Origin of the sequence: Streptomyces sp. NPDC086519 (assembly GCF_040686075.1) — a bacterium.
Lineage (GTDB): Bacteria > Actinomycetota > Actinomycetes > Streptomycetales > Streptomycetaceae > Streptomyces > Streptomyces shenzhenensis.
Map to the genome: position 1 here is coordinate 156,997 of NZ_JBFBJL010000007.1, position 23,266 is coordinate 180,262.

Annotated in this window: 21 protein-coding genes, 1 tRNA gene and 4 pseudogenes; 16 read left to right on the forward strand and 10 right to left on the reverse strand. The window is 68.6% G+C overall.

Annotated features, from left to right (window positions below):
• Positions 1 to 32 precede the first annotated feature (32 nt).
• Complete coding sequence (locus tag AB0P24_RS09755) at positions 33 to 497, reverse strand: RidA family protein (RefSeq protein WP_365791985.1); 465 nt, start codon at positions 495 to 497, stop codon at positions 33 to 35.
• Complete coding sequence (locus AB0P24_RS09760) at positions 497 to 652, reverse strand: DUF4177 domain-containing protein (protein WP_181806301.1); 156 nt, start codon at positions 650 to 652, stop codon at positions 497 to 499. Before AB0P24_RS09760 ends, AB0P24_RS09755 begins: the two co-directional genes overlap by 1 nt.
• A gap of 107 nt (positions 653 to 759) precedes the next feature.
• Between AB0P24_RS09760 and AB0P24_RS09765 the strand changes: the two genes are divergently transcribed.
• A complete protein-coding gene (locus AB0P24_RS09765) occupies positions 760 to 1,737 on the forward strand; it encodes an ArsA-related P-loop ATPase (RefSeq protein WP_365791987.1) in 978 nt (325 codons plus the stop codon).
• The gene (locus tag AB0P24_RS09770; protein ID WP_365791989.1) at positions 1,734 to 3,176 is read left to right on the forward strand and encodes an ArsA family ATPase; all 1,443 of its coding nucleotides are present in this window, start codon (positions 1,734 to 1,736) and stop codon (positions 3,174 to 3,176) included. The genes AB0P24_RS09765 and AB0P24_RS09770 overlap by 4 nt, the downstream gene beginning before the upstream one ends.
• Before the next feature lie 11 nt (positions 3,177 to 3,187).
• On the opposite strand, the gene wblA is transcribed toward AB0P24_RS09770, so the two are convergent.
• On the reverse strand, positions 3,188 to 3,526 hold the full coding sequence (wblA, locus tag AB0P24_RS09775) for a transcriptional regulator WblA (protein WP_132856581.1): 339 nt from the start codon (positions 3,524 to 3,526) through the stop codon (positions 3,188 to 3,190).
• Between the two features lie 572 nt (positions 3,527 to 4,098).
• Here wblA and AB0P24_RS09780 point away from each other — a divergent pair.
• Positions 4,099 to 6,402: a transglycosylase domain-containing protein gene (locus AB0P24_RS09780; protein ID WP_365791992.1), complete on the forward strand. Its 2,304-nt coding sequence runs from the start codon at positions 4,099 to 4,101 to the stop codon at positions 6,400 to 6,402.
• 180 nt (positions 6,403 to 6,582) lie between these two features.
• On the opposite strand, the gene AB0P24_RS09785 is transcribed toward AB0P24_RS09780, so the two are convergent.
• Positions 6,583 to 7,050, reverse strand: coding sequence for a GatB/YqeY domain-containing protein (locus tag AB0P24_RS09785; RefSeq protein ID WP_365791994.1), 468 nt, complete (start codon positions 7,048 to 7,050; stop codon positions 6,583 to 6,585).
• A gap of 171 nt (positions 7,051 to 7,221) precedes the next feature.
• Between AB0P24_RS09785 and AB0P24_RS09790 the strand changes: the two genes are divergently transcribed.
• The 3 genes from AB0P24_RS09790 (at position 7,222) to AB0P24_RS09800 (ending at position 9,202) form a co-directional block, all read left to right on the forward strand.
• Positions 7,222 to 8,148, forward strand: coding sequence for a metallophosphoesterase (locus AB0P24_RS09790; protein ID WP_365791996.1), 927 nt, complete (start codon positions 7,222 to 7,224; stop codon positions 8,146 to 8,148).
• A gap of 144 nt (positions 8,149 to 8,292) precedes the next feature.
• Complete coding sequence (locus tag AB0P24_RS09795; RefSeq protein WP_365791998.1) at positions 8,293 to 9,054, forward strand: Pr6Pr family membrane protein; 762 nt, start codon at positions 8,293 to 8,295, stop codon at positions 9,052 to 9,054.
• A 74-nt stretch (positions 9,055 to 9,128) separates the two neighbouring features.
• Positions 9,129 to 9,202, forward strand: a tRNA-Pro gene (locus tag AB0P24_RS09800).
• A gap of 83 nt (positions 9,203 to 9,285) precedes the next feature.
• Here the strand turns inward: AB0P24_RS09800 and AB0P24_RS09805 are convergent.
• Positions 9,286 to 9,558, reverse strand: a pseudogene (locus AB0P24_RS09805) (tyrosine-type recombinase/integrase); the annotation flags it as partial.
• Position 9,559: 1 nt separating this feature from the next.
• Here AB0P24_RS09805 and AB0P24_RS09810 point away from each other — a divergent pair.
• Positions 9,560 to 10,028, forward strand: a pseudogene (locus AB0P24_RS09810) (serine hydrolase); the annotation flags it as partial.
• An 82-nt stretch (positions 10,029 to 10,110) separates the two neighbouring features.
• On the opposite strand, the gene AB0P24_RS09815 reads toward AB0P24_RS09810, so the two are convergent.
• On the reverse strand, positions 10,111 to 11,244 hold the full coding sequence (locus tag AB0P24_RS09815) for a barstar family protein (protein WP_365792000.1): 1,134 nt from the start codon (positions 11,242 to 11,244) through the stop codon (positions 10,111 to 10,113).
• A 198-nt stretch (positions 11,245 to 11,442) separates the two neighbouring features.
• On the opposite strand from AB0P24_RS09815, the pseudogene AB0P24_RS09820 reads away from it, so the two are divergent.
• Both AB0P24_RS09820 and AB0P24_RS09825 read left to right on the forward strand, forming a co-directional pair.
• A pseudogene (locus tag AB0P24_RS09820) lies at positions 11,443 to 11,926 on the forward strand (DUF4265 domain-containing protein); the annotation flags it as partial.
• Between the two features lie 792 nt (positions 11,927 to 12,718).
• The gene (locus AB0P24_RS09825) at positions 12,719 to 13,072 is read left to right on the forward strand and encodes a hypothetical protein (RefSeq protein ID WP_365792002.1); all 354 of its coding nucleotides are present in this window, start codon (positions 12,719 to 12,721) and stop codon (positions 13,070 to 13,072) included.
• Positions 13,073 to 13,136: 64 nt separating this feature from the next.
• Here AB0P24_RS09825 and AB0P24_RS09830 read toward each other — a convergent pair whose 3' ends face one another.
• Together AB0P24_RS09830 and AB0P24_RS09835 are read right to left on the reverse strand one after the other, a co-directional pair.
• Positions 13,137 to 15,767 carry a valine--tRNA ligase gene (locus tag AB0P24_RS09830; protein ID WP_365792004.1) on the reverse strand — a complete coding sequence of 877 codons (2,631 nt, stop codon included), beginning with the start codon at positions 15,765 to 15,767 and terminating at the stop codon, positions 13,137 to 13,139.
• 163 nt (positions 15,768 to 15,930) lie between these two features.
• Positions 15,931 to 16,449 carry a hypothetical protein gene (locus AB0P24_RS09835; RefSeq protein WP_365792006.1) on the reverse strand — a complete coding sequence of 173 codons (519 nt, stop codon included), beginning with the start codon at positions 16,447 to 16,449 and terminating at the stop codon, positions 15,931 to 15,933.
• Positions 16,450 to 16,613: 164 nt separating this feature from the next.
• Between AB0P24_RS09835 and AB0P24_RS09840 the strand changes: the two genes are divergently transcribed.
• From AB0P24_RS09840 to AB0P24_RS09865, 6 genes and pseudogenes are all read left to right on the forward strand, one after another.
• Positions 16,614 to 17,504, forward strand: a complete 891-nt coding sequence (locus AB0P24_RS09840) for a phosphorothioated DNA-binding restriction endonuclease (protein ID WP_365792008.1) — start codon at positions 16,614 to 16,616, stop codon at positions 17,502 to 17,504.
• A gap of 329 nt (positions 17,505 to 17,833) precedes the next feature.
• Positions 17,834 to 18,292, forward strand: coding sequence for an SRPBCC domain-containing protein (locus tag AB0P24_RS09845; protein WP_365792010.1), 459 nt, complete (start codon positions 17,834 to 17,836; stop codon positions 18,290 to 18,292).
• Positions 18,289 to 18,642, forward strand: a complete 354-nt coding sequence (locus AB0P24_RS09850) for a metalloregulator ArsR/SmtB family transcription factor (protein WP_365792012.1) — start codon at positions 18,289 to 18,291, stop codon at positions 18,640 to 18,642. Before AB0P24_RS09845 ends, AB0P24_RS09850 begins: the two co-directional genes overlap by 4 nt.
• Before the next feature lie 2 nt (positions 18,643 to 18,644).
• Entirely contained in the window at positions 18,645 to 19,088 is a 444-nt protein-coding gene (locus AB0P24_RS09855) for an SRPBCC domain-containing protein (protein WP_365792014.1), read from the forward strand.
• A 73-nt stretch (positions 19,089 to 19,161) separates the two neighbouring features.
• Positions 19,162 to 19,299: pseudogene (locus AB0P24_RS09860) on the forward strand (PKD domain-containing protein); the annotation flags it as partial.
• Between the two features lie 30 nt (positions 19,300 to 19,329).
• Positions 19,330 to 19,680, forward strand: a complete 351-nt coding sequence (locus tag AB0P24_RS09865; protein ID WP_365792016.1) for a hypothetical protein — start codon at positions 19,330 to 19,332, stop codon at positions 19,678 to 19,680.
• Positions 19,681 to 19,904: 224 nt separating this feature from the next.
• On the opposite strand, the gene AB0P24_RS09870 is transcribed toward AB0P24_RS09865, so the two are convergent.
• Positions 19,905 to 20,642 (reverse strand): flavodoxin family protein, encoded by a 738-nt coding sequence (locus AB0P24_RS09870; protein ID WP_365792018.1) that lies wholly within the window; start codon positions 20,640 to 20,642, stop codon positions 19,905 to 19,907.
• A 375-nt stretch (positions 20,643 to 21,017) separates the two neighbouring features.
• On the opposite strand from AB0P24_RS09870, the gene AB0P24_RS09875 reads away from it, so the two are divergent.
• The gene (locus AB0P24_RS09875) at positions 21,018 to 22,709 is read left to right on the forward strand and encodes an acetolactate synthase large subunit (protein ID WP_365792020.1); all 1,692 of its coding nucleotides are present in this window, start codon (positions 21,018 to 21,020) and stop codon (positions 22,707 to 22,709) included.
• Between the two features lie 72 nt (positions 22,710 to 22,781).
• Here the strand turns inward: AB0P24_RS09875 and AB0P24_RS09880 are convergent, their stop codons facing one another.
• Positions 22,782 to 23,195: an arsenate reductase ArsC gene (locus AB0P24_RS09880; protein ID WP_365792022.1), complete on the reverse strand. Its 414-nt coding sequence runs from the start codon at positions 23,193 to 23,195 to the stop codon at positions 22,782 to 22,784.
• Between the last annotated feature and the right edge of the window lie 71 nt (positions 23,196 to 23,266).

A 23,266-nucleotide genomic window follows, 5' to 3' on the forward strand; every position in this document is an offset into this window, starting at 1 on the left:
TTCGAGGGGGCTTCCGCCGGCTACGGCTACGGCTACGGCTCCAGCTCGACCTGGACCTCGACCTCGACCGGCGCGTCCAAAGGCAGCACCGCGACGCCCACCGCGCTGCGCGCGTGCACGCCCTTGTCGCCGAGGACCTCGCCGAGCAGTTCGCTGGCGCCGTTGATCACGCCCGGCTGTCCGGTGAAGTCGGCCGCGGAGGCGACGAAGCCCACGACCTTCACCACGCGCGCGATCCGGTCCAGGTCACCGGCGACGGACTTCACGGCGGCCAGGGCGTTCAGCGCGCAGACACGGGCCAGTTCCTTGGCCTCCTGCGCGGTGACCTCGGCGCCGACCTTGCCGGTGACCGGGAGCTTGCCGTCCACCATCGGCAGCTGGCCGGAGGTGTACACGTACACACCGGACCGCACGGCCGGCTGGTAGGCGGCGAGCGGCGGCACGACCGCCGGCAGCGCGAGACCGAGTTCGGCCAGCTTGGCCTCGACGGCGCTCATCAGGGCTTCTCCCGCTTCAGGTAGGCCACGAGCTGCTCCGGGTTGGGCCCGGGCACCACCTGGACGAGCTCCCAGCCGTCCTCGCCCCAGGTGTCCAGAATCTGCTTCGTGGCATGGACGAGCAGCGGCACGGTTGCGTATTCCCACTTGGTCATGGGGGCGACTGTATCCGCTGTGACGGACGGGACACGTGGGCCACCGCACGCACGGTTATCCACAGCCTCCCGCGTGAGTGTCCGGCCGACTGGTTAGTCTCGAAGATGTGAGCAGGCTCCAGGTCGTCAGCGGCAAGGGCGGGACCGGAAAGACGACGGTCGCCGCCGCACTCGCGCTGGCCCTCGCGACCGAGGGGAAGCGGACGCTTCTCGTGGAGGTCGAGGGTCGGCAGGGCATCGCCCAGCTCTTCGAGACGGAGGCATTGCCCTACGAAGAGCGGAAGATCGCCGTAGCGCCGGGAGGCGGTGAGGTCTACGCGCTCGCCATCGATCCCGAACTGGCCCTTCTGGACTACCTCCAGATGTTCTACAAGCTCGGCGGGGCGGGCCGGGCGCTGAAGAAGCTCGGCGCGATCGACTTCGCCACCACCGTCGCGCCCGGCCTCAGGGACGTCCTCCTGACCGGCAAGGCGTGCGAGGCGGTGCGCAGGAAGGACAAGGCGGGCCGGTTCGTATACGACTACGTCGTCATGGACGCCCCGCCGACCGGCCGCATCACCCGCTTCCTGAACGTCAACGACGAGGTGGCCGGGCTGGCCAAGATCGGCCCGATACACAATCAGGCGCAGGCGGTGATGCGGGTGCTGAAGTCCGAGGAGACGGCCGTGCACCTGGTCACACTCCTGGAGGAGATGCCGGTCCAGGAGACCGCCGACGGCATCGCCGAGCTGCGGGCCGCGCGGCTGCCGGTGGGCCGGGTCATCGTGAACATGGTCCGGCCGGAGGTGTTGGACGCGACCGACCTGGAACTCGTACGGACGGTGCCGCGCACCGCCGTGGCGCAGGCGCTGTCGGCGGCCGGGCTCGGCGGGGCGCGGCGCGGCGGCAAGGCCGAGCAACTGGTGGACCCGCTGCTCGCGCAGGCCGCCGAGTACGCCGAGCGGTACACGCTGGAGCACGAGCAGCGCGCGGTCCTCGCCGACCTGGACCTGGAGCGGCACGAACTGCCGCTGCTCACCGAGGGGATGGACCTGGCGGGCCTGTACGAACTCGCCACCGAGCTGCGGAAACAGGGGATGTCATGACTCCGGACCCGGCCAAGGAACCGGCGCAGGACGGCGCACGCCGGCTGGCCCACGCGCCCGCGCTCGACGTCGATCCGCTGCTGGACGACCCGGACACCCGGATCGTGGTGTGCTGTGGCTCGGGCGGTGTCGGCAAGACCACCACGGCGGCGGCCCTCGGCCTGCGGGCGGCCGAGCGCGGCCGCAAGGTGGTGGTGCTGACCATCGACCCGGCCAGGCGGCTGGCGCAGTCCATGGGCATCGACTCGCTGGACAACGTGCCGCGGAAGGTGAAGGGCACGGAGGGCACCGGCGAACTGCACGCCATGATGCTCGACATGAAGCGCACCTTCGACGAGGTCGTGGAGGCGCACGCGGACGCCGACCGGGCGGCCGCCATCCTGGCCAACCCCTTCTACCAGTCGCTCTCAGCGGGCTTCGCGGGCACGCAGGAGTACATGGCGATGGAGAAGCTGGGCCAGTTGCGGGCCCGGGACGAGTGGGACCTGATCGTGGTCGACACCCCGCCCTCGCGCTCCGCGCTGGACTTTCTCGATGCGCCGAAGCGGCTGGGTTCCTTCCTGGACGGCCGGCTCATCCGTCTTCTCACCGCCCCCGCGAAACTGGGCGGCCGCGCGGGCATGGCCTTCCTGAACGTCGGCATGTCGATGATGACCGGCACCCTCGGCAAGCTGCTCGGCGGGCAGTTGCTGAAGGACGTACAGACGTTCGTGTCCGCGATGGACACCACGTTCGGCGGGTTCCGCACGCGCGCGGACGCGACGTACAAGCTGCTCCAGGCGCCCGGCACGGCGTTCCTGGTGGTGGCGGCTCCGGAGCGGGACGCGCTGCGGGAGGCCGCGTACTTCGTGGAGCGGCTGGCCGCGGAGGACATGCCGCTGGTCGGTCTGGTCCTCAACCGGGTCCACGGCAGCGGCGCCGACCGCCTGTCGGCCGAGCGTGCGCTCGCCGCCGCGGAAAATCTTGAGGAGCCCCGCATTGTGGATCAGGGCGGCGGGAAAGCTGGACTTCGTAACTCTCCCGACACGTACGGCAGTTCTGAATCACCCGCGCCCATGCCGTCCGAGTCCCGGCCCGACGAATCCCCCTCGTCAGGGCTCGCGGACCTGACTACGGACACAACCACGGACACGACCTCGGACATGACTTCGGCCACGGCTTCGGACACGGCTTCGGACATGACTGACGAATCCCCCTCGTCAGACTCGTCAGAAGGCCCGGACCGCACCGTCGACCAGCTCACCGCAGGCCTGCTGAGGCTGCACGCCGAGCGCATGCGGCTGCTCTCCCGCGAGCAGCGCACACGTGACCGCTTCACCGCGCGCCATCCCGAGGTGGCCGTGGTGGAAGTGGCCGCGCTTCCCGGCGATGTGCACGACCTCGCGGGGCTGCGGGACATCGGCGACCGGCTCGCGGCCGGCCGGCCGGAGCTGCCGTAGACCGGTCCGGTCTAGCTCACCGCTGCGTAGTTCTCGTACACCTCGTCGCTGTCGAGGGGGACGATCCCGGTCCCCCGCTCGTACTCCGAGCGCGCTGTCTCCAGGAGCCGGCGCCAGGAGGTCACGGTGGGCCGCCGGCGCAGCAGTGCGCGGCGCTCCCGCTCCGTCATGCCTCCCCACACGCCGAACTCGACGCGATTGTCCAGCGCATCGGCCAGGCATTCCGTGCGTACCGGACATCCGGTGCACACCGCCTTGGCCCTGTTCTGCGCCGCTCCCTGAACGAACAGTTCATCCGGATCGGTAGTGCGGCAGGCAGCCTGCGCACTCCAGTCGGTTACCCAGCCCATACCGGCGCCGTCCTCTCCCGAATCGAGGCTCCCCCACGGCGACGGCGGCATATTCACCGCCGCCAGTTGAGGACGTTACGGAAGGTGGGCACAGCGCAACACCCCCTTCGGGCCCAATCTTGAATGGCCCGAACGGACTATGGGTAAGCGGCAGATCACCCGCGGGAGTGAGCTGGCGACATGCGTGATGATCGCGGCAAACCGGGACAGCTATGGTGCGCCACAACGGACGCCAAGTGACACACGAGGTGGATTCGGACACGCCATCAACACATCACCCGAAAAAAAGTGGGCGGGTTCCGGAACGATTCGGGGTCGCCGGACGTATTGATACGTGACCGCACTGCTGTGACAGTTGAGAGCAGCTTAGGCCAAGGCCTGTCCGTGTGTCCGGCGAATGGCAAGGTAGACCGTTCATGTCGTCGTGCCGTCAGGCGGAGCCGGCGGTGTCGCCCCCCGCGCACGGCCCTGTGCACGGCCGGGGCGCCCTCTATGTCACGATCCTGCACTCGAACATCCCGAGAGCCACCCGCTCCCCCGGAACGCCCAGGACTACGGATTAGGCTGCCCCCATGCCAAAGAAGCGCTCGGGCGGTGGTCTGTCGACCACGCAGCAGGCCGCCAAGTTCCTCGGTGTCAGTGTGCTCGCGGGAGCCGTGATGGCGGGCATCGCGCTGCCCGCGGCCGGGGCCCTGGGCCTCGCGGCCAAGGGTTCGGTCCAGGGCTTCGACGATATCCCGGCCAACCTGAAGAGCCCGCAGCTCAGCCAGCGCACCAGGATCCTCGACAGCGAGGGCCACCAGATCGCCCAGGTCTACTCCCGTGACCGCACGGTGGTGGAGCTCAAGGACATCTCGCCGTACATGCAGAAGGCGATCGTCGCGATCGAGGACTCGCGCTACTACCAGCACGGCGCCATCGACCTGAAGGGTGTGCTGCGCGCGCTCAACAAGAACGCGCAGAGCGGCGGGGTCGCCCAGGGCGCGTCCACGCTCACCCAGCAGCTGGTGAAGAACTACTTCATCGAGGAGGCCGGCGACGACCCGACCAAGGTCGCCGAGGCCACCCAGCAGACCCTCGGCCGCAAGGTCAAGGAGCTGAAGTACGCGATCCAGCTGGAAGAGACGCTCGGCAAGAAGAAGATCCTCGAGAACTACCTGAACATCACCTTCTTCGGCGAGCAGGCCTACGGCATCGAGGCCGCCTCCCAGCGCTACTTCTCCAAGCACGCCAAGGACCTGAACCTCCAGCAGTCGGCCCTGCTCGCCGGCATCGTGCAGTCGCCGAGCCGCTACGACCCGGTCAACGACGAGGCCGAGGCGACCAAGCGGCGCAACATCGTGCTCGAACGCATGGCCCAGGTCGGCGACATCTCGCAGGCGGAGGCCGACAAGGCCAAGGAGACCCCGCTCGGCCTGCACGTCACCCAGCCGAAGAACGGCTGCATCACGGCGGTCAAGGGCGCCGGGTTCTTCTGCAAGTACGTGGAGAACGTCTTCCTCAACGACCCGACCTTCGGCAAGACCTCCGCAGAGCGCGCCAAGCTCTGGAACCAGGGCGGCCTCACCATCCGTACGACGCTGGACCCGCAGGCCCAGGACTCCGTGCAGACCTCGATCAAGGACCACGTCTACAAGTCCGACTCGGTCGCGGCCGCCGCCACCCTCGTGGAGCCCGGCAGCGGCAGGATCCTGGCGATGGGCCAGTCCAAGCCGTACGGCTACAACAAGAACGAGACCGAGTACAACTTCTCGGTCGACCGGGACTACGGCGGCTCCAACTACGGCTTCCCGACCGGTTCGACGTTCAAGCCGTTCGTGGCGGCGGCCGCCATCGAGGGCGGCAAGCCGGCGACGCAGGAGTACTCGTCGCCGTACAAGATGAACTACCCGAGCCCCGTGCAGCAGTGCGGCGGCAAGCAGTGGGTCAACACGGACAACGAGCAGGTCCAGAACGAGAACGAGTCCGAAGTCGGGCCGTACCAGATGAAGAGGGCGATGGCGAAGTCCATCAACACCTACTTCGTCCAGCTGATCTCCGACATCGGCCTGTGCCCGGTGGTCAACATGACCGATGCGCTCCACGTCCACCAGGGTGACGGCTCGAAGCTCCCGCAGACCCCGTCCATCGCCCTCGGCGCGATCGGCCTCTCCCCGCTGACGATGGCGAGCGCGTACGCCGCCTTCGCCGACCGGGGCATGTACTGCACGCCGGTCGCCATCGAGTCCATCACCCAGAAGGTCGGCAACGAGCAGAAGTCCCTGGCCGTCCCCAAGTCGACCTGCTCGCGCGCGATGAGCGAGAAGACCGCGGACACCATCAACACCCTGCTGCGCGGTGTGATCGACTCCGGTACCGGTCAGCAGGCCGGTCTGGACGACCGGGAGAGCGCCGGCAAGACGGGTACGACGGACTCCCGCAAGAACGCCTGGTTCGTCGGCTACACGCCCAACCTCGCGGGCGCGGTCTGGGTCGGCAGTGCCAAGCAGAACGTCGAGATGACCAACATCACCATCGGCGGCGTCTACCACTCCGAGGTCTTCGGCGCCGACACCCCGGGTCCGATCTGGAAGGACGCCATGACCGGCGCCCTGGAGGGCAAGCCGTCCGATTCCTTCAACCTCGTCGACATCCCCGACGAGAACAACCATGACAAGGGCAACGGCAACGGAAACGGCGGCGACAACGGCGGCGGGGACAACACGGGGGGCCTGATCGGCGGGCTCATCGGCGGCCTGACGACGACCGGCGGCACGAGCGACGGCGGCACGACGACCGGCGGCTCCACCCCGAACCCGACCTTCTCCCTCCCCGCCGGCTTCATCCAGGGGAACGGGAACGGCGGCAACAACGGGAACGGCGGCAACCGGGGCTGATCTCCTCCACGGAAGACTTCCCCACGGAAGACTTCCCCCATGGAGGACTTCACCTCCGGAAGACTTCGCCTCCGGAGGACTTCGCCTACGGAGGCTCTCCTCGTACGACGGTGGGGCCGCACCTCTTCCGCAGAGGTGCGGCCCCACCGTCGTACCGCCGTGCTGCCCGGTTCCGCTCTCTCAGCCCTGGAGCCGCCTCTTCACCGCGGCGGCGACGCGGCCGCCCTCGGCCAGGCCGGCCACCTTCGGGTTCACGATCTTCATCACGGCGCCCATGGCCCGCGGCCCCTCGGCACCCGCCGCCTTCGCCTCCTCGACGGCCTCGGCGACGATCCCCTCCAGCTCCTCGTCGCTGAGCTGCTTCGGCAGGTACTCGGCGAGGACCTCGCCCTCCGCCTTCTCCCGCTCGGCGCTCTCGGCGCGGCCGCCCTGGGTGAAGGCCTCGGCCGCCTCCCGGCGCTTCTTCGCCTCCTTGGCGATCACCTTGAGCACCTCGTCGTCGGAGAGCTGACGCTTCTCCTTGCCCGCGACCTCTTCCGTGGTGATCGCGGCGAGCGTCATCCGGAGGGTGGCCGAGCGGAGCTCGTCACGGCCCTTGATCGCGGTGTTGAGGTCGTCCTGCAGCTTCGACTTGAGCGTGGTGGTCATGGCACCGATTGTCGCAGGTGCCGCAGCCGGACCGCCCGACGTTTTCCCCGCCCCCTGCCTCTCCTCCCCCTTTCCGGGTTCTCCTCCCCTCCCCTCTCCTGGGTTCTCCTCTCCTCTTCGCTTCGCTGTGGCCGGTCTCAACCCCCTCCTCGCGTCTGACACGATGGTCGTATGCGCGCTCGATACGGAGTACCCCTGGGAATCGCGGCGTTCGGCGCCGCGGGTGTGTTGTACGCGGCCGGCGTCGAGGTCCGTTCGTTCCGACTGCGCCGGGTGACGGTCCCGGTTCTCCCCCCGGGGATGCGCCCGCTGCGGGTGCTCCAGGTCTCCGACATCCACATGGTCGGCGGCCAGCGCAAGAAGCAGCGGTGGCTGCGGTCGCTGGCGGGCCTGCGCCCGGACTTCGTGATCAACACGGGCGACAACCTGTCCGACCCGGAGGGCGTCCCGGAGGTTCTGGACGCGCTGGGCCCGCTGATGGAGTTCCCGGGCGCGTACGTCTTCGGCTCCAACGACTACTACGGCCCCAAACCCCGCAACCCCGCCCGCTACTTGCTGGAGAAGACGAGCGGCAGGCACGGCCTGAACGGCAACCCGCCGGTCGTCGGCGCGATCCACAACCCCTGGGAGGACCTGCGGGACGGCTTCGACGGAGCGGGCTGGCTGAACCTGACGAACACGCGGGGCACTCTGAAGATCGAGGGCGTCTCGGTGGAGCTGACGGGCCTGGACGACCCGCACATCAAGCGCGACCGCTATCCGCTGGTGGCAGGCGGCCCGTCCGGTGCGGCGGACTTCTCCATGGGCGTCGTACACGCCCCGTACCTGCGCGTCCTAGACTCCTTCACGGCCGACGGCTACCCCTTGGTCCTGGCCGGCCACACCCACGGCGGCCAGATCTGCGTCCCCTTCTACGGTGCCCTGGTCACCAACTGTGACCTGGACACGGACCGGGTGAAGGGCCTCTCCCGCCACGCGGCGGAGGGCCGTACCTCCTACCTCCACGTCTCGGCCGGCTGCGGCACCAGCCGCTACACCCCCGTCCGCTTCGCCTGCCCACCGGAGGCGACGCTGCTGACGCTGGTGGGGCGGGAGTAGACCGGGGAGGCCGGACCCCGGGGAGGCCGGACCCCGGGGAGGCCGGACCCCGGGGAGGCCGGATACCGGGAGGCCGGACCGGGAATAACCCACCCGGCGTAAACCGAAATGCCGCACATGCCCCTTTCTCCCTATTTTGAGGGCATGACGACTCCTCCGATACCCAGGGACATACCCGACCTCCCCGCGGTTCCGGGCACGCCCGTGCTGATGCCCGGACACGTCCCGGCGACGGCGGTGGTCGCCCCTGTCCGCCGCCCCCTGACCGCGATGTTCCGCCTCGCGACGGCCGTCCTGGCATTGGCGGGCGTGGCCCTGGAGCTGCTGCTGGGCAGTCCGGACCGGATCCTGAGCTACTTCGGGGTCCAGGCGGCGGTGCTCCTGGCCCTGGTCAGCCTCGTCTCGGCCCGCCGGGCCTGGCACGCGGCCCGCCCCGCCCCCTCGACCCTGACGGGCGCGGTGCTGCTCTACGCGGTGATCTCGTCCTTGGTCTACCACCTGCTCCTGGGCCACACGACCCCACCGTTCTCGATGACGGGCGCGACACACCCGCCGGTGGCCTGGCACGGCCAGTGGCTGGCGCTACAGCTCCTCTACACGGCGGCCCCCGCGGCCGCACTCCTCGACTGGCTGCTGCTCACACCCCCGGCCCGCCTGCACCTCCGCCAGGCGGCGGCATGGATGCTGTACCCCCTGGCCTACCTGGCCTTCTACCTCACCCGAGCCGAACTGCTCCTGCCCGGAACGCCGGGCCACTACCTCTACCCCTTCCTCGACGCCGAGCAGCACAGCTACCGCGCCACCCTCGCCAACGCCCTCCTCCTGGGCCTCGCCTGCTACGCCCTGGCGGTCCTCCTGGTAGCCCTGGACCACACCCGCCCGAACCCGGTCGGCCGCCGCCCCTAAACCGGATTTCGTCTCCGGCCACCGGTGGGCTAAAGTAAACGACGTCGCCGCGACAAGCACCACAGCAGCGACACCGGGGTGTAGCGCAGCTTGGCAGCGCGCTTCGTTCGGGACGAAGAGGTCGTGGGTTCAAATCCCGCCACCCCGACGCTGGTCAGAGGCCGGATAGTAAATTTACTATCCGGCCTCTGACGTGTCCGGGGGGCCAAACAGGGGGCCAACCGAATTTGATCAGGCCACGGCGCCGCCCTCTTCCGAGTCGCCTGTCTCCTCCCCCTCCTGATCTTCGGCGAAGATGTCGTCCATGGCTTCGGCCCCCTCAGTGATCACGGGCCGGAACTGCTTGCGGTAGACCGCTTCCGTGGTGGCCTGGCTGCTGTGGCCGACCAGGAGCGCGATGCGCTCCAGCGGGATGCCGTGGTCGGAGAGCAGGGACACGAAGCTGTGCCGGAGCTCCCGGGGCGTCCACTCCGGCTCCAGCCCGGCTTTCTTCACGACGGCCTTGGCTGCCCTCATCCTCGGCTACCTCGCCGAGCACCTCTCCGGCCGGTCCTTGGACGATCTGTCCGCCGTCCGCGTCTGGCGGCCCCTGGGCATGCACACCACTCGCTTCGGCCCACTACCCGACAAGATCGCGGCCCGCTGCGCCCCGACCGAACTCGACCAGGGCACCGACACTCACCTCAAGGGAACCGCCCACGACTTCTCCGCGCGCCTGCTGGGCGGTGTCTGCGGCATCGCCGGCACCTTCACCGTCCTCGACGACCTCGCTGCCTTCTTGCGTTACATGCTCGATACCGCCACCGCACCAGGACGGGCCGGCTTCGCCCCCGCTTGGACCACCGAGGCGCATGTGGATCTCACCCCGACAGAGTCGATGGGCGGTGCTGCTGACCAACAAGCTCTGCTACACCCGCGATCGACAGCCTCTGACCGATATTCGCAGCGCCTTCCGCGAACTCGTCTTCAGCTGAGAGCCGCGTCCAGAAGGTCGCCCCATGCGCGTTGCCCCCATCAGGCGACTGTCCGACCAGGGACCAGGGCGTTGGGCCCATGTCACTGGAGAACTACCGTGACTCCGAAGGATTCGAGGAGCTGCACGATTTCCTCGAAGTAGGTAAGTCCCTTCTCGGTGTCCCAGATCTCGTCCGCCAGTGCCCGGCGAGCGACATCGGCGTCGTGCCAGATCAAGGTGAAGGGCGCACACACGCCGAAGCCACCGTGCAGGCAGTCCTTGAAGGCGTTCCATTCCCGGCCGTAGTAGCCGCCGGGGCCCACCAGCGCCTCAGCCATGGCGCAGTGCAGGCCAGGCATGTCTGTGACGTACGTACCGTCGAGGTGATGGACGTCGTCCGAACGGTCAGGGCCCTGCTCGTTCATGCCAGTGGCGGTCAGGTCGAGCCACTCGGACCTGCCCTGGGCGGAGAGCGCAGCCCATTGATTGCGGGTGGTCGGAGCACCTCTGTACCAGGTCTCCCAGATGGGGCGAGCTAGCAGGGGAGGCCGGTCGTCGCCACCATCGGTGAGCCTGATGTCGAGAAGGCCGCAGCCCAGAACTGAAGGCCGGGCAGTCTCAATGCGCAGGTGCACGTTGTGGCGGTACATCACCCGGCCGGTGCGGTCCAGGGCCCACAGCCCCACCCAGTCCCGGTCCCACTTGCGCGGCCGACGCAGGACGGCGAGCATGGGCTCGGCAGGCTCACAGCCAACGAGTCTCATCGGCGTGGGCGCCGGGGCACCTCGCATCACGAACAGCCCGTCCACTGCCAGACAATGGCCAGCCGAACCGGGTGTCCTTGTGGGCCCCGCGAACAGCTTGAACCGCGGTGTCGCCGGTAGGGTGTGCGACCAGGCGTGCTCCTCTTCGACGCCCGCTCCGACCACGACATCCACCAGGGCCGGATCGTCACGGTTCGACTGATGGGTGATGACGACGCAGTCGAGCAATGACCACCACTGCAACGGCTGCTCTTCGTCCCAGACCTCGACGCATACGTCACCCAGCAGGGCGGTCGACTCCCCGTTCGGCATCAGAGCATCGCGCAACAGCCCCTCGGGATCGCATCCCCGCAGTGTCAGGACCTCGCGCGGTGGCGGCACCCTGTCCACGAACATGCCCTCGACACCCGCGCACCGTCCCCAGAACTCGTCCTCGTCGTCCTCATCCTGGTGGACCAGCAGGTACTTCACCGGGAAGTCTCGCTCCCAAGCCGCATGATCTTCGACCTGCACTCAACCCCCGAACATCCGGACGCCACACCTTGCCCACGATACGGCGCTGATTGAGGGCGGCTTCAACTGTTTTTGGGCCCGCGGGTCTTGACCGAGGACAGACGAACGTTGATCGCCCAGATCAGCCCCGGTGATAAGTGCCGCTCCAGACGGCGAATGATGCCCGTCATGGAGAACACCGTCGAGAAGATCAAGGTCTGGTTCCGGTTCGTTCCCCGCGAGGGTTGGTTCCCGCAGGACACAGAGGGCCTGTGGGCAACGAAGCTCGACGATGAGACGGCCATCGTGCAGAACACTCCCTTCCTTCAGGACGGGGTGGCTGAAGGTGACGTGATCCGGTATCAGACCGACACCGACGGCCTCCACCGGGCCGTTGGGCGGGTCAGCCCGCCGGCAACTGCACGATTCGGGTCGTGCCTGTCCCTACTGGCCCCTTGGGAAGCAGCCCTCAGGCGGTGCACCAGCGCCTTTCGACGTTCGGGCTCGGAGGCGAGGTCTTCAGCGAGGACTTCGCCATGGTGGCCTTCTGCGCACCGGCTGGCGCCGACTTCGCCGGGATCAAGGCGCTTCTGAAGAAAGGACGAGAGGAAGGTGGTGGCACTTCCAGGTTGGCTGTGGGACCGACGAGTGGTGGAGCGCCCGACCTCTGCGGGACCTCCTCCGAGTGGCTCCACCTGCTGGGGCCGGTCTGGGAGGTGATGTGAACACCGGGTGAGCTGCACGGCTCGGTGAACGTACGGCTCGTCGTCTGGTTCGATTGACCAGCAAGCCATCGGAGGCCGACAGCGGTGGTCCACGATGGGCCGATGACGACATGGTTCCGCAGCTACTGGGACGAAGAGGACACCTGGTTCTGCTTCGCCGCCACCGAGCAGCGCAAGCTGTCCCGCGGGCTCCGGGGGAGGGACGCGTCTCCAACTCACCGTGGACACCGGGCGCGCGGCGGAACCGGCGCGGTCCTGGCTCGAGACCAGCCGCTCTTCGGGGGAGGACTGCCGACGGCAGTGAAGCGGAGTCCAGGAGCGGTCCGTGCGGCCTCTTGGGGAGTAGCGTGAACTCATCGGGAGTATTTGGCACACCGGCTCCGATGCCGGTGTCGTTCCCGGTGAGCAGTGACACTGGGCAACTGCCCGCGCGCAGGGGTCGGAGACAGGTTCGCGCGATGTCCGCGACTCCACAGGGGCATCAACGCTGCCGCGGAGAGCTCCTGGGCCCTGCTCAAGGATGAGATCGACACCCGCATCCGGCCCGGTCGGGCCACCGCCCGCGCCGAGGTCTTCTCCTTCATCGAGACCTTCTGCAACCGCCGCCGCCTGCGCACGCACCGGCCTTTCGGCTGCCTCACCCCGACCGAGACCAGGCAACGGCACCTGCACGCCCTCGTGGCATAACGATCACGTGTCCGAGATCACGGGGAAACTTCGCGTTCGCCGTGAACCTCCTCGCCGGACGCTTCCGCAGAGGCGAGGCCAACCACATCGTGTGCATCGCCGGACCGCTGCACGAATACCGGGTCCACTCGCGCACACGACGGGTCTCCGACGCCGAGATCTCCGAGTTCGACATGACCCTGCTGGTGATGGAGAAGAACCTCGACCTGTTCCGGCACCACTTCAACCGCGATGACTCAGCCGAGGACATCACGCGCCTCGTCCTCGCCTCGAAGCCGTCCCGGCTCGTCGACCTGATCCGGATGGCCGAGTTCGACCTCGAACAGGCCCTGGCGGTCGCCCGCCAACGGCGGTTCTCCCTGTCGAGCCCCTTCGAAGGCTTGGGAATTCCGTAGCGGTGCCCGTTTCATGAAGGAAGCCCCGGACGATGCGTCCGGGGCTTCCTCGCTGGTCTGGCTACTAGGCGGGCGGCAGGTTGTCGATCTGGTTCTGCAGCCGGACGATGTCCTCTTCGGCCTTCGCGAGACGGGTCCGAATCTTCTCGACCACGTTGTCCGGGGCCTTCGCCAGGAACGCCTCGTTGCCGAGCTTGGCCTCCGCCTGGGCCTTCTCCTTCTCCGCCGAAGCCAAGTCCTTGGCCAGCCGCTTGCGCTCGGCCGCGACGTCGATCGTGCCGGAGAGGTCGAGTGCGACCGTGGCGCCGGCGACCGGAAGGGTCGCCGTGGCACTGAAGCCGTCACCCTCCGGCTGCAGCCGCAGCAGCTGACGGATGGCGGCCTCGTGGGCAGCGAGCTGCGTACCCGACAGGTCCAGGCGAGCCGGGACCTTCTGACCGGGCTGCAGCCCCTGGTCCGAGCGGAAGCGCCGAACCTCGGTGATCACCTGCTGGAGGCTCTCGACCTCCGTCTCGGCTGCGGCATCGCGGAACCCGCTGTCCGCCGGCCAGTCGGCGATGACGATGGACTCACGGCCGGTGAGCGTGGTCCACAGCGTCTCCGTCACGAACGGAACGATGGGATGCAGCAGGCGCAGCGTCACGTCCAGGACCTCGCCCAGAACGCGGGCCGAGACCTTGGCCGCGTCGCCGCCGGCCATGAACGTCGTCTTGGACAGCTCGACGTACCAGTCGAAGACCTCATCCCACGCGAAGTGGTACAAGGCATCGGCGAGCTTCGCGAACTGGTAGTCGTCGTAGTACGCGTCCGCCTCGGCCACGACGGTGTTCAGCCGGGACAGGATCCAACGGTCCGTGGCCGAGAGCTGCTCGGCCGGGGGCAGCTCGCCCTCGATCGTGGCGCCGTTCATCAGCGCGAACCGCGTCGCGTTCCAGATCTTGTTGGCGAAGTTCCGGGAGGCCTGGACCCAGTCCTCACCGATCGGCACGTCGGTACCGGGGTTGGCGCCCCGCGCGAGCGTGAACCGCAGGGCGTCGGAGCCGTACTTGTCCATCCAGTCCAGCGGATTGACCGTGTTGCCGAACGACTTCGACATCTTCTTGCCGTGCTCGTCACGGACCATGCCGTGGAACGCGATGGTGTGGAAGGGGATCTCGCCGTCCATCGCGTACAGGCCGAACATCATCATCCGGGCGACCCAGAAGAACATCAGGTCGTACCCGGTGACCATGACCGAGTTCGGATAGAACTTGGCCAGGTCCGCGGTCTCCTCGGGCCAGCCCAGCGTGGAGAAGGGCCACAGGCCCGACGAGAACCAGGTGTCGAGGACGTCGGTGTCCTGCTCCCAGCCCTCGCCGGTCGGCGGCTGCTCGTCGGGGCCGACGCACACGGTCTCGCCGTTCGGGCCGTGCCAGACGGGGATGCGGTGGCCCCACCACAACTGCCGTGAGATGCACCAGTCGTTGAGGTTGTCGACCCAGTCGAAGTACCGCTGCGACAGGTCGGCGGGGTGGATGTCCACCCGGCCGTCGCGGACCGCGTCACCCGCGGCCTTGGCGAACGTCTCGACCTTCACCCACCACTGCAGAGACAGTCGCGGTTCCAGCGTCGTCTTGCAGCGCGAGCAGTGGCCCACCGAGTGGACGTACGGCCGCTTCTCCGCGACGATCCGGCCCTCGGCGCGCAGCGCGGCGACGATCGCGGAACGCGCCTCAAAGCGGTCAAGCCCCTCGAAGGGCCCGTGGACCGTGATGACACCGCGCTCGTCCATCACGGTCAGCGACTCCAGGCCGTGCCGCTGGCCGATGGCGAAGTCGTTGGGGTCATGGGCGGGCGTGACCTTGACGGCGCCCGTGCCGAACTCGGGGTCGACATGCGTGTCGGCGACGACGGGAATCGTGCGGCCTGTCAGCGGCAGCTGAATGCGCCGGCCGACGAGGTGCTTGTAACGCTCGTCGTCAGGGTGAACGGCGACGGCCGTGTCACCGAGCATGGTCTCCGCACGCGTGGTGGCGACGACGACCGTGTCGTCCCCCTCGCCGTACTTCAGAGAGACGAGCTCGCCGTCATCGTCCTGGTAGTCGACCTCGATGTCCGAGATCGCCGTCAGACAACGCGGACACCAGTTGATGATGCGCTCGGCGCGGTAGATCAGACCGTCGTCGAACATCTTCTTGAAGACGGTCTGGACGGCACGGGACAAGCCGTCGTCCATGGTGAAACGGTCACGGCTCCACGCCACGCCGTTGCCCAGACGCCGCATCTGCCCGGCGATCCGGCCACCGGACTCGGCCTTCCACTGCCAGACCCGCTCGACGAACGCCTCACGGCCCAGGTCGTGACGGGACTTGCCCTCCTTGGCGAGCTCCCGCTCGACGACGTTCTGCGTCGCGATACCCGCGTGGTCCATACCGGGCTGCCACAGCGTCTCGTAGCCCTGCATGCGCTTGCGGCGGGTGAGGGCATCGATAAGCGTGTGCTCGAAGGCGTGGCCCAGGTGGAGCGAGCCCGTGACGTTCGGCGGCGGGATGACGATGGCGTACGCGGGCTTGTCGCTCTTCGCGTCAGCCTCGAAGTAACCGCGCTCTACCCAGCGCTCGTACAGCGTCCCCTCTACCTCGGCCGGCGCGTACTGGGTCGGCAGTTCGGGGGCGCTGTTCGGCCCGCTTGCGGGGCGCTGAGTGTTGTCGGTCACGACGGCCATTCTAGGGCCGCGGCACTCCTCGCCTCGCCTGACTATTGCGCGCACGCCGCGCCATGGTCAGGACAGAGAAGTGGCCGCACGGAGGAATCCAAGTGTGACCAAGAACGCTCCCGTGCGACCGGTTCCCAGCCTACCCCTCCGCCCCGACGGAACCTCAAATCCCCGAGCCGCTCCAAGCGCTGGCGACGTCGCCCTGATGCGTGGCTCGAAGAAATAGGTCGTGGGCGGTGACGTGCTGTCGGCATCCTGACGCGATGTTGTTGAAGCTCACCGGGTCCAGTTGCTCGGGCAAGACGACCCTGGCGTACACGGCGGCTGCTCGGATCAGGAAGATCGCCGTGCACGACTTCGACGAGCTCGGTGTACCGAAGGGCGTCGACCGGCACTGGCGCCACCGGATGACCGAGATGTGGATACGACGCGCGCTGGAGTACCAAGAGCGCGGCATCGATCTTCTGCTCTCCGGGCAGTCCCCCTTGGGAGAGGTACTGACCGCCCCCTCCGCCCCGCGGCCTGGCGCCGCTGGACCGGGTGGAATGCCGGTGATCTCAGATGGCACACCCAGCTGCTCGACACCACGCACCGACCGGTAACGGAATCCGTGGACCAGGTCGAACAGTGGATCACCGAGCAGCGCGACGCGCTCCAGACCGGCCGGCTCCCCCTGCGCCACGGCTGGGCTTCATGATCTGCCCGACTATTCGGGCAGTGCGAAATGCTCCTCGGAGACCGACCACGCGAATTCCCGTACAGACGGCGAACCGCTCCGGGCCCGGTGGAGCCTCCGGACCGTCCCAGGGCGGTTCAGTACGGCGAGGCGTCACTACGATCACGGCCATGGACTGGCTGGAGCGCGCGGCGAACCTGAGGCAGTGGAGTCGGGACGGTGTGCGGGCTCCGCACAAACCGTTGCTGCTGCTGTACGCGCTGGGCCGGTTTCAGGCTGATGCCGAGGACGAGCTGCGATACACCGCGGTGGAGGCCGATCTGAAGCAACTGCTGGCGGAGTACGGCCCGGCGCGTGGGACCACGCCCGCCTATCCCTTCCACCATCTGGTCAGCGACGAGGTGTGGGAGGTACGGACCGATCGCGGCGCCGGCAGCCCCGGCACGGGAGTACGGGAGCTGCGGGCCAGCGGGGCCACGGGGCGGCTGGCTCCGGACCTGCGGCTGGCGCTGCGGCGGGAACCGTCGCTGCTGGGCCGTATGGCAAGGGTGCTGCTGGACCTGCACTTCCCGCCGTCGTTGCACCAGGACCTGTGCGAGACGGTGGGCCTGGAGTTGGAGCTGGCGGAGACAGCCGCGCTGGCAGCGCCCGAGAGGCGGCAGCGGGACCGGCGGATGCGGGAGATGGTGCTGACCGCCTACGAGTACCAGTGCGCCTTCTGTGGTTACGACGGCATGATCGGCGCGGCACCCGTCGGGCTGGAGGCCGCGCACGTGCGCTGGTGGGCCTTCGACGGCCCGGACCAGGTCGACAACGGGCTGTGCCTGTGCTCGCTGCACCACAAGCTGTTCGACAAGGGCGTGCTCGGCATAGGCGACGGCCACCGCATCCTGGTCTCGCAGAGCTTCGTCGGCCGCAGCCCCGCCGCCCGCGACCACGTCACCGCACTCGCCGGCCGCCCGCTCATCGGACCTCAACCCGGCATTCGCCCCGTCGCGGAGACCTACCTCTCCTGGCACACCAGCCAAGTCTTCCGAGGTTCCCCACGCCCCGTCGCCTGACTTGAACCACTCCGGGTTCGATGAAGGCGTTGATGTGCCCCAGGTCTGGTGGAGTCACCTTGCCGAGCAGGTGCAGCAGCCGGGCCAGCTCCTCCCGCCCGCGCCTGATCAAGTCGAACGCCATCGTCGGCTCCGTGTCCGGCGGCAGCGGGGTATCGGTGAGGACATCCGTAAGGGCGTACCTGCCGAGCAGCCACCGCTGCAAAGTGCTCGGTCTTGATGGCGGGCCGTGGACTGGACGCCTCCCATGGATACGCAACTAAAGGTTGCACATAAGCGGCTCGCGTCGTACGCTGATACGCAACCAAAGGTTGCGAAAGGGCTGGAGTATGGAGTACGGCGGTATCGAGCGCGACATCCACGTCGACGCCTCGCCCGAGGTCGTCTTCGAGGTCATCAGTCGACCGGAGCACATGCGGGAGTGGTGGCCTGACGACGCCCGGTTCGAGCCCGCCCCAGGGGCTCCTGGTGAGCTTTTCTGGCGTGACGAGGCGACCGGCGAGACGATGGCCGTCGCCCTCACGGTGGTCGAGGTCGACCCACCCAGACGGTTCTCGTTCCGATGGTGCTATGCCGACGCCGAACGTGGCGGGGACTCGCTGCTGGTCACCTTCGACCTGGTGCCGACGGAACACGGAACCCGGGTGCGGATGACCGAGACCGGGTTCCGCGAGATGGGCTGGGAGATCGCCGTCCTGGAAGAGCAGTACCGCGATCACGCGAGCGCGTGGGACCACTACATCCCCCGACTGGGCACGTACATCACACGGCTGGTGTCGCGTCCATGAGCACGCCCCCCGTCGACGACGAGTTGTGGTCGGCCATCGGCGACCCGACCCGGCGCACCCTGATCGACCTGCTCCTCGCGTCCGGACCCGGCACGGCCACCTCACTCAGCACCGGCCTCCCCCTCACACGGCAGGCCGTGTCGAAACACCTCGCCGTCCTCGACCGGGTCGGACTGGTCCGTGCCGAGCCGGCCGGCCGTGAGCGGCGCTACCGCGTCGACGAGGCGCAGCTCGCCCGCGCCGCCGCGCAACTGGCCGCGGTCGGCGCCACCTGGGATGCCCGACTGCGCCGGATCAAGCGCATCGCCGAGGCGATCGAACGCAGCCGCAACAACACCGAAGGAGCATGAAAATGGTCGACATCCTGCATCGGATCGGCGCCGTCGCGTCGCTGGACGACGTCTACCGGGCCATCGCGACGCCCGAGGGCATCGCCGGCTGGTGGACGACCGAGACCACCGGCAAGAGCGAAGTCGGCGGCGAGCTGGCGTTCCGGTTCGGCGACGTCGGGGGCTTCGACATGGAGATCCTGGAACTCGACCCGGCCGGCCGGGTGCGGTGGCGCGTCACGGACGGACCCGCGGAATGGCTCGGGACCGAGATCGACTGGACTCTCAGCCGACGCGACGACTACACCATCGTCCTGTTCAAGCACGAGGGCTGGCGCGAGCCGGTCGAGTTCATGCACCACTGCAGCACCAAGTGGGCGATCTTCCTGATGAGCCTCAAGGAGTTCGTGGAGACCGGGCACGGCAGGCCGGCGCCCGGCGACGTCCGGATCAGCGACTGGCACTGAGCGCTCCGCCCCCGCCACCGCAAGGTGCGGATACGACGCCACCCCCTTCTCCTCCTACCCGGTCACCAGCAACCGGATCACCTTCGGCGACGGTACGGCGGCCGTCTCCGCCGCCGGCTCGGACGGAACCGTCAGGCACCACTACGCGGCCCCCGGCACCTACACCGTCACGCAGAAGATCACCGACTCCGACGGGCGCACCGCCACCGCCACCACCAAGGCCGCGGTCGGTGCCGCCTTCGTGGGCGCCGGCCCCTACCGCCTGCTCGACACCCGGTACGGCACCGGCGCCCCCGCCAAACGGGTCGGGGCAGGCGGCACGCTCGCGGTCAAGGTCGCCGGCGTCGGCGGAATCCCGCTCGGCGCAACAGCGGTACTGGTCAACCTCACCGGCACCGGGCCCACGGCCACCACCCACCTCACCGCTTTCGGCGCCGGCAGCCTGCCCGACGTCATGAACCTCAACCTGGCCACCGGCGGGACCCGCACGGTCCTCGCCGTGATCCCCCTCGACACGAACGGCTACATCCACATCCACAACGCCAACGGCTCCGTCAACGTCATCGCCGACCTGGAAGGCTCCTTCGGCTGACCCCGCCGGGTCGGGTCCCGACCTCCCGGTGCACCGACGCACATGCCGGTGCAAGGAGCCGTCTTCTACCGGGGGCGGAAGGCCATCGAGTACATGCAGGACAGTCCGGTCAGCGAGTAGGGCGACCCCGCCGGGAATTCAGGGCACCGGCAGGCCGGGCCATCCGCCCCCGGAAGCCCGCCGCGCCGGACCGGGCGGTAGGCGTCCGGCAGTGATCGTCGTGTCTAACGGTGTTCCGGGTTCTCGTAGTCGCGGCGGCAGCCGGCATCCCAGGCGGTGCGCTGGTTGCCGTAGGCGGGAATGCCGCCCAGGTCCTTCAGCGCGCGGGCCAGGTGGAGCAGGTTCCAGGTCATGAAGGTGGTGTTGCGGTTGGTGAAGTCGTTCTCCGGGCCGCCCGAACCCGGGTCGAGGTAGGAGGGGCCGGGGCCTGCCTCGCCGATCCATCCGGCGTCCGCCTGCGGGGGGATGGTGTATCCGAGGTGCTGGAGGCTGTAGAGGACGTTCATGGCGCAGTGCTTGACGCCGTCCTCGTTGCCGGTGATCAGGCAGCCGCCCACCCGGCCGTAGTAGGCGTACTGCCCGGCCTCGTTGAGCAGGCTGGAGCACGCGTAGAGACGTTCGATCACCCGCTTCGTCACAGAGCTGTTGTCGCCCAGCCAGATGGGGCCGGCGAGCACAAGGATGTCCGCCGCCGTCACCTGCCGGTACAGCTCGGGCCAGGCGTCCGTCTCCCAGCCGTGCTCCCGCATGTCGGGCCAGACCCCGGTGGCGATGTCGTGGTCCACCGCCCGCACCACGTCGACCTGCACGCCCTGCGCGTCCATGATCGCGGTACTGCGGTCGATCAGCCCCTGGGTGTTGCTCGGCTCAGGGGAACGCTTGAGGGTGCAGTTGATCACCAGCGCGCGCAGGTCGTCGTACCGGGCCGGCGGCCCGTCGGTGGGCGACGACGAAGTGGTCACTCGATCCTCCTGAAAGCCCTGCCATCACGTGGTGCGTGGCGAGTCGTCCATGTCCGTGTCCGAGGTCCAGCGTGCGAGTCGGCCACGTCAGGGTGCCACCGCAGTGCCTCCGAATGGCCTCGGCCGCGTCCGGCGTCGGGTCACCGGGGCGCTCGCGCCGTGGGCGGGGCGGCGCCGGGCGGTTGTGCTGTCGCGCCCGGCTCGGTGCCGGCCGCCAACCGCCCTTGCGCCCGCGCCGTCGAGCGGGCCGTGGGCGGGGACGACCTCGATGACCGTCGGCAGAGGGACGCGCCGCTGATGGGCAGGGCGGCGGGGCCGCCTCGGTCGGCGGCGGACGAGTGGCCGGGGCGGGCGGGGCGTGCCTACGTTCGTCTCATGGATACCGAGGGCGCGAACGACGCGCAGGACACGGCTGCCGTGGAGGACGTCGCACACCTGCTGGTGCGTTGCCTGCGGGCCGAGGGCGTGGAGTACGTCTTCGGGATTCCCGGGGAGGAGAACATCCGCTTCGTCGACGCGCTGAACGGCTCCGGGATCCGGTACGTCCTGGTACGCCATGAGCAGGCCGCCTCGTTCATGGCGGAGATCTACGGGCGGCTGACCGGCCGGGCCGGGGTGTGCTCGGCCACGCTGGGACCCGGTGCGATCAACCTGCTCCTCGGCACCGCGGACGCCATGACCAACAGCTCCCCGATGGTCGCCCTGGCCGCCCAGGGCTCCCTGCGCCGTACGCACAAGGAGTCGCACCAGGTCATCGACCTGGTGTCGATGTTCGCCCCGATCACCCAGTGGGCGGCCCAGATCGTGTGTCCGGACGCGGTGCCGGAGATGACTCGCAAAGCGTTCAAGACCGCGCAGAGCGAGCGCCCCGGTGCCGTGTTCCTGGCCGTGCCGGAGGACATCGAGGCGGGGCGTCCCGCCGAGCCGCTGGCACCCCTGCAGATCGACAAGGTGCGTGCCGACGCGCCGTCACCCTCCCAGATCGCGCGGGCGGTCGACGTGCTTGCCTCGGCTCGGCACCCCATCGTGCTGGCGGGCCACGGCGCCGCCAGAGCCGGGGCCTCGGCTGCCCTGCTCCGGTTCGCCGAACGGCTGAACATCCCGGTCGCGACCACGTTTCACGGCAAGGGCGTCTTTCCCGACGACCACCCGAACGCCCTCGGTGCGGTCGGCTTCATGCGCCACGACTACGGCAACTTCGGTTTCGACGCGGCCGACGTACTGATCTGTGTGGGCTACGAGATCCAGGAGTTCGACCCGGTCAAGATCAACCCGGACGGTGACAAGCGGATCCTGCACGTGCACCGCTTCCCCGCCGAGGTGGACGCCCACTACCCGGTGGCAGTGGGCGTCAGAGGGGACCCCTCGCAGGCGCTGGACGCACTCGCGGCGGCACTGCCCGAGGGACTGGCCTACGACTCCGGAAGCAGCGGGAAGATCCGCACGCTGCTCGACGAAGAACTCCGGTACGGACGCGACAACGACGCGTTCCCCGTGGTACCGCAGCGCGTGGTCACCGATGTCCGCACCGCGCTTGACCGCCACGACATCGTCCTCGCCGACACCGGCGCGGGAAAAATGTGGATGTCCCGCCTCTACCCGACCTACGAACCGGACACCTGTCTGGTCTCCAACGGCCTGTCCACCATGGGTTTCGCGCTGCCGGGCGCCATCGCCGCCAAGCTCGCCCGGCCGGACCGGCGGGTCCTCGCGATGATGGGTGACGGCTCCTTCCTGATGAACTCCCAGGAACTGGAGACCGCCGTCCGCGAACGCGTCCCGCTCGTCGTCCTCGTCCTGGTGGACCAGGAGTACGGCCTGATCACCTGGAAGATGGAACTCGAACTCGGCCGGCACAGCCACACCCGGTTCACCAACCCCGACCTGGTCGCCTACGCCGAAAGCTTCGGCGCACGCGGCTACGCTGTCGAGGCCGCCGACCAGTTGCTGCCCGTGCTGCGCCGTGCTCTCGACGACGACGCGGTCTCCGTGATCGCCTGTCCCGTCGACTACTCCGAGAACCTGCGCCTGACCGACAGACTGGGCAGCCTCCACGGCCCGTTCTGACACCCGGTCGACCACGCTGAAGCGACGTGCGCACTCACCACAGTGTGCGAGCGGCGGTGCCGGCCGCCGTGCTCATGCCTGGGGCTCGGGCGCGATCTCCTTGATCAGGCCCTCGACCAGCACCTTGATCTCGTCCCGGATCGGACGGACGGCCTCGACGCCCTGGCCGGCCGGGTCCTCCAGATCCCAGTCCAGGTACCGCTTGCCCGGGAAGACCGGGCAGGTGTCGCCGCAGCCCATCGTGATGCAGACGTCGGACTCCTTGACGGCGTCGACGGTGAGCATCTTCGGGACCTCGGCGGAGATGTCGATGCCGACCTCTGCCATGGCCTGGACGGCGGCCGGGTTGACGCCTGCGCCGGGGGCGGAGCCGGCGGAGCGGACCTCGACGCGGTCCCCGGCCAGGTGGGTCAGCCACGCCGCGGCCATCTGGGAACGGCCGGCGTTGTGGACACAGACGAACAGCACGGACGGCTTGTCGGACATCAGAGGTCCCTCTTGTCTCGCAGCTCTCGCAACTTCGACAGCTCTCGCAAATCTCGCAAATCTGGCAACTC

Excerpts from the sequence above, each read along its gene's own strand:
- AB0P24_RS09755 (WP_365791985.1), bottom strand. The coding sequence starts at position 497 with ATGAGCGCCGTCGAGGCCAAGCTGGCCGAACTCGGTCTCGCGCTGCCG.
- AB0P24_RS09760 (WP_181806301.1), bottom strand. The coding sequence starts at position 652 with ATGACCAAGTGGGAATACGCAACCGTGCCGCTGCTCGTCCATGCCACG.
- AB0P24_RS09770 (WP_365791989.1), top strand. The coding sequence starts at position 1,734 with ATGACTCCGGACCCGGCCAAGGAACCGGCGCAGGACGGCGCACGCCGG.
- wblA (WP_132856581.1), bottom strand. The coding sequence starts at position 3,526 with ATGGGCTGGGTAACCGACTGGAGTGCGCAGGCTGCCTGCCGCACTACC.
- AB0P24_RS09780 (WP_365791992.1), top strand. The coding sequence starts at position 4,099 with ATGCCAAAGAAGCGCTCGGGCGGTGGTCTGTCGACCACGCAGCAGGCC.
- AB0P24_RS09785 (WP_365791994.1), bottom strand. The coding sequence starts at position 7,050 with ATGACCACCACGCTCAAGTCGAAGCTGCAGGACGACCTCAACACCGCG.
- AB0P24_RS09790 (WP_365791996.1), top strand. The coding sequence starts at position 7,222 with ATGCGCGCTCGATACGGAGTACCCCTGGGAATCGCGGCGTTCGGCGCC.
- AB0P24_RS09795 (WP_365791998.1), top strand. The coding sequence starts at position 8,293 with ATGACGACTCCTCCGATACCCAGGGACATACCCGACCTCCCCGCGGTT.
- AB0P24_RS09840 (WP_365792008.1), top strand. The coding sequence starts at position 16,614 with ATGGACTGGCTGGAGCGCGCGGCGAACCTGAGGCAGTGGAGTCGGGAC.
- AB0P24_RS09845 (WP_365792010.1), top strand. The coding sequence starts at position 17,834 with ATGGAGTACGGCGGTATCGAGCGCGACATCCACGTCGACGCCTCGCCC.
- AB0P24_RS09850 (WP_365792012.1), top strand. The coding sequence starts at position 18,289 with ATGAGCACGCCCCCCGTCGACGACGAGTTGTGGTCGGCCATCGGCGAC.
- AB0P24_RS09855 (WP_365792014.1), top strand. The coding sequence starts at position 18,645 with ATGGTCGACATCCTGCATCGGATCGGCGCCGTCGCGTCGCTGGACGAC.
- AB0P24_RS09875 (WP_365792020.1), top strand. The coding sequence starts at position 21,018 with ATGGATACCGAGGGCGCGAACGACGCGCAGGACACGGCTGCCGTGGAG.
- AB0P24_RS09880 (WP_365792022.1), bottom strand. The coding sequence starts at position 23,195 with ATGTCCGACAAGCCGTCCGTGCTGTTCGTCTGTGTCCACAACGCCGGC.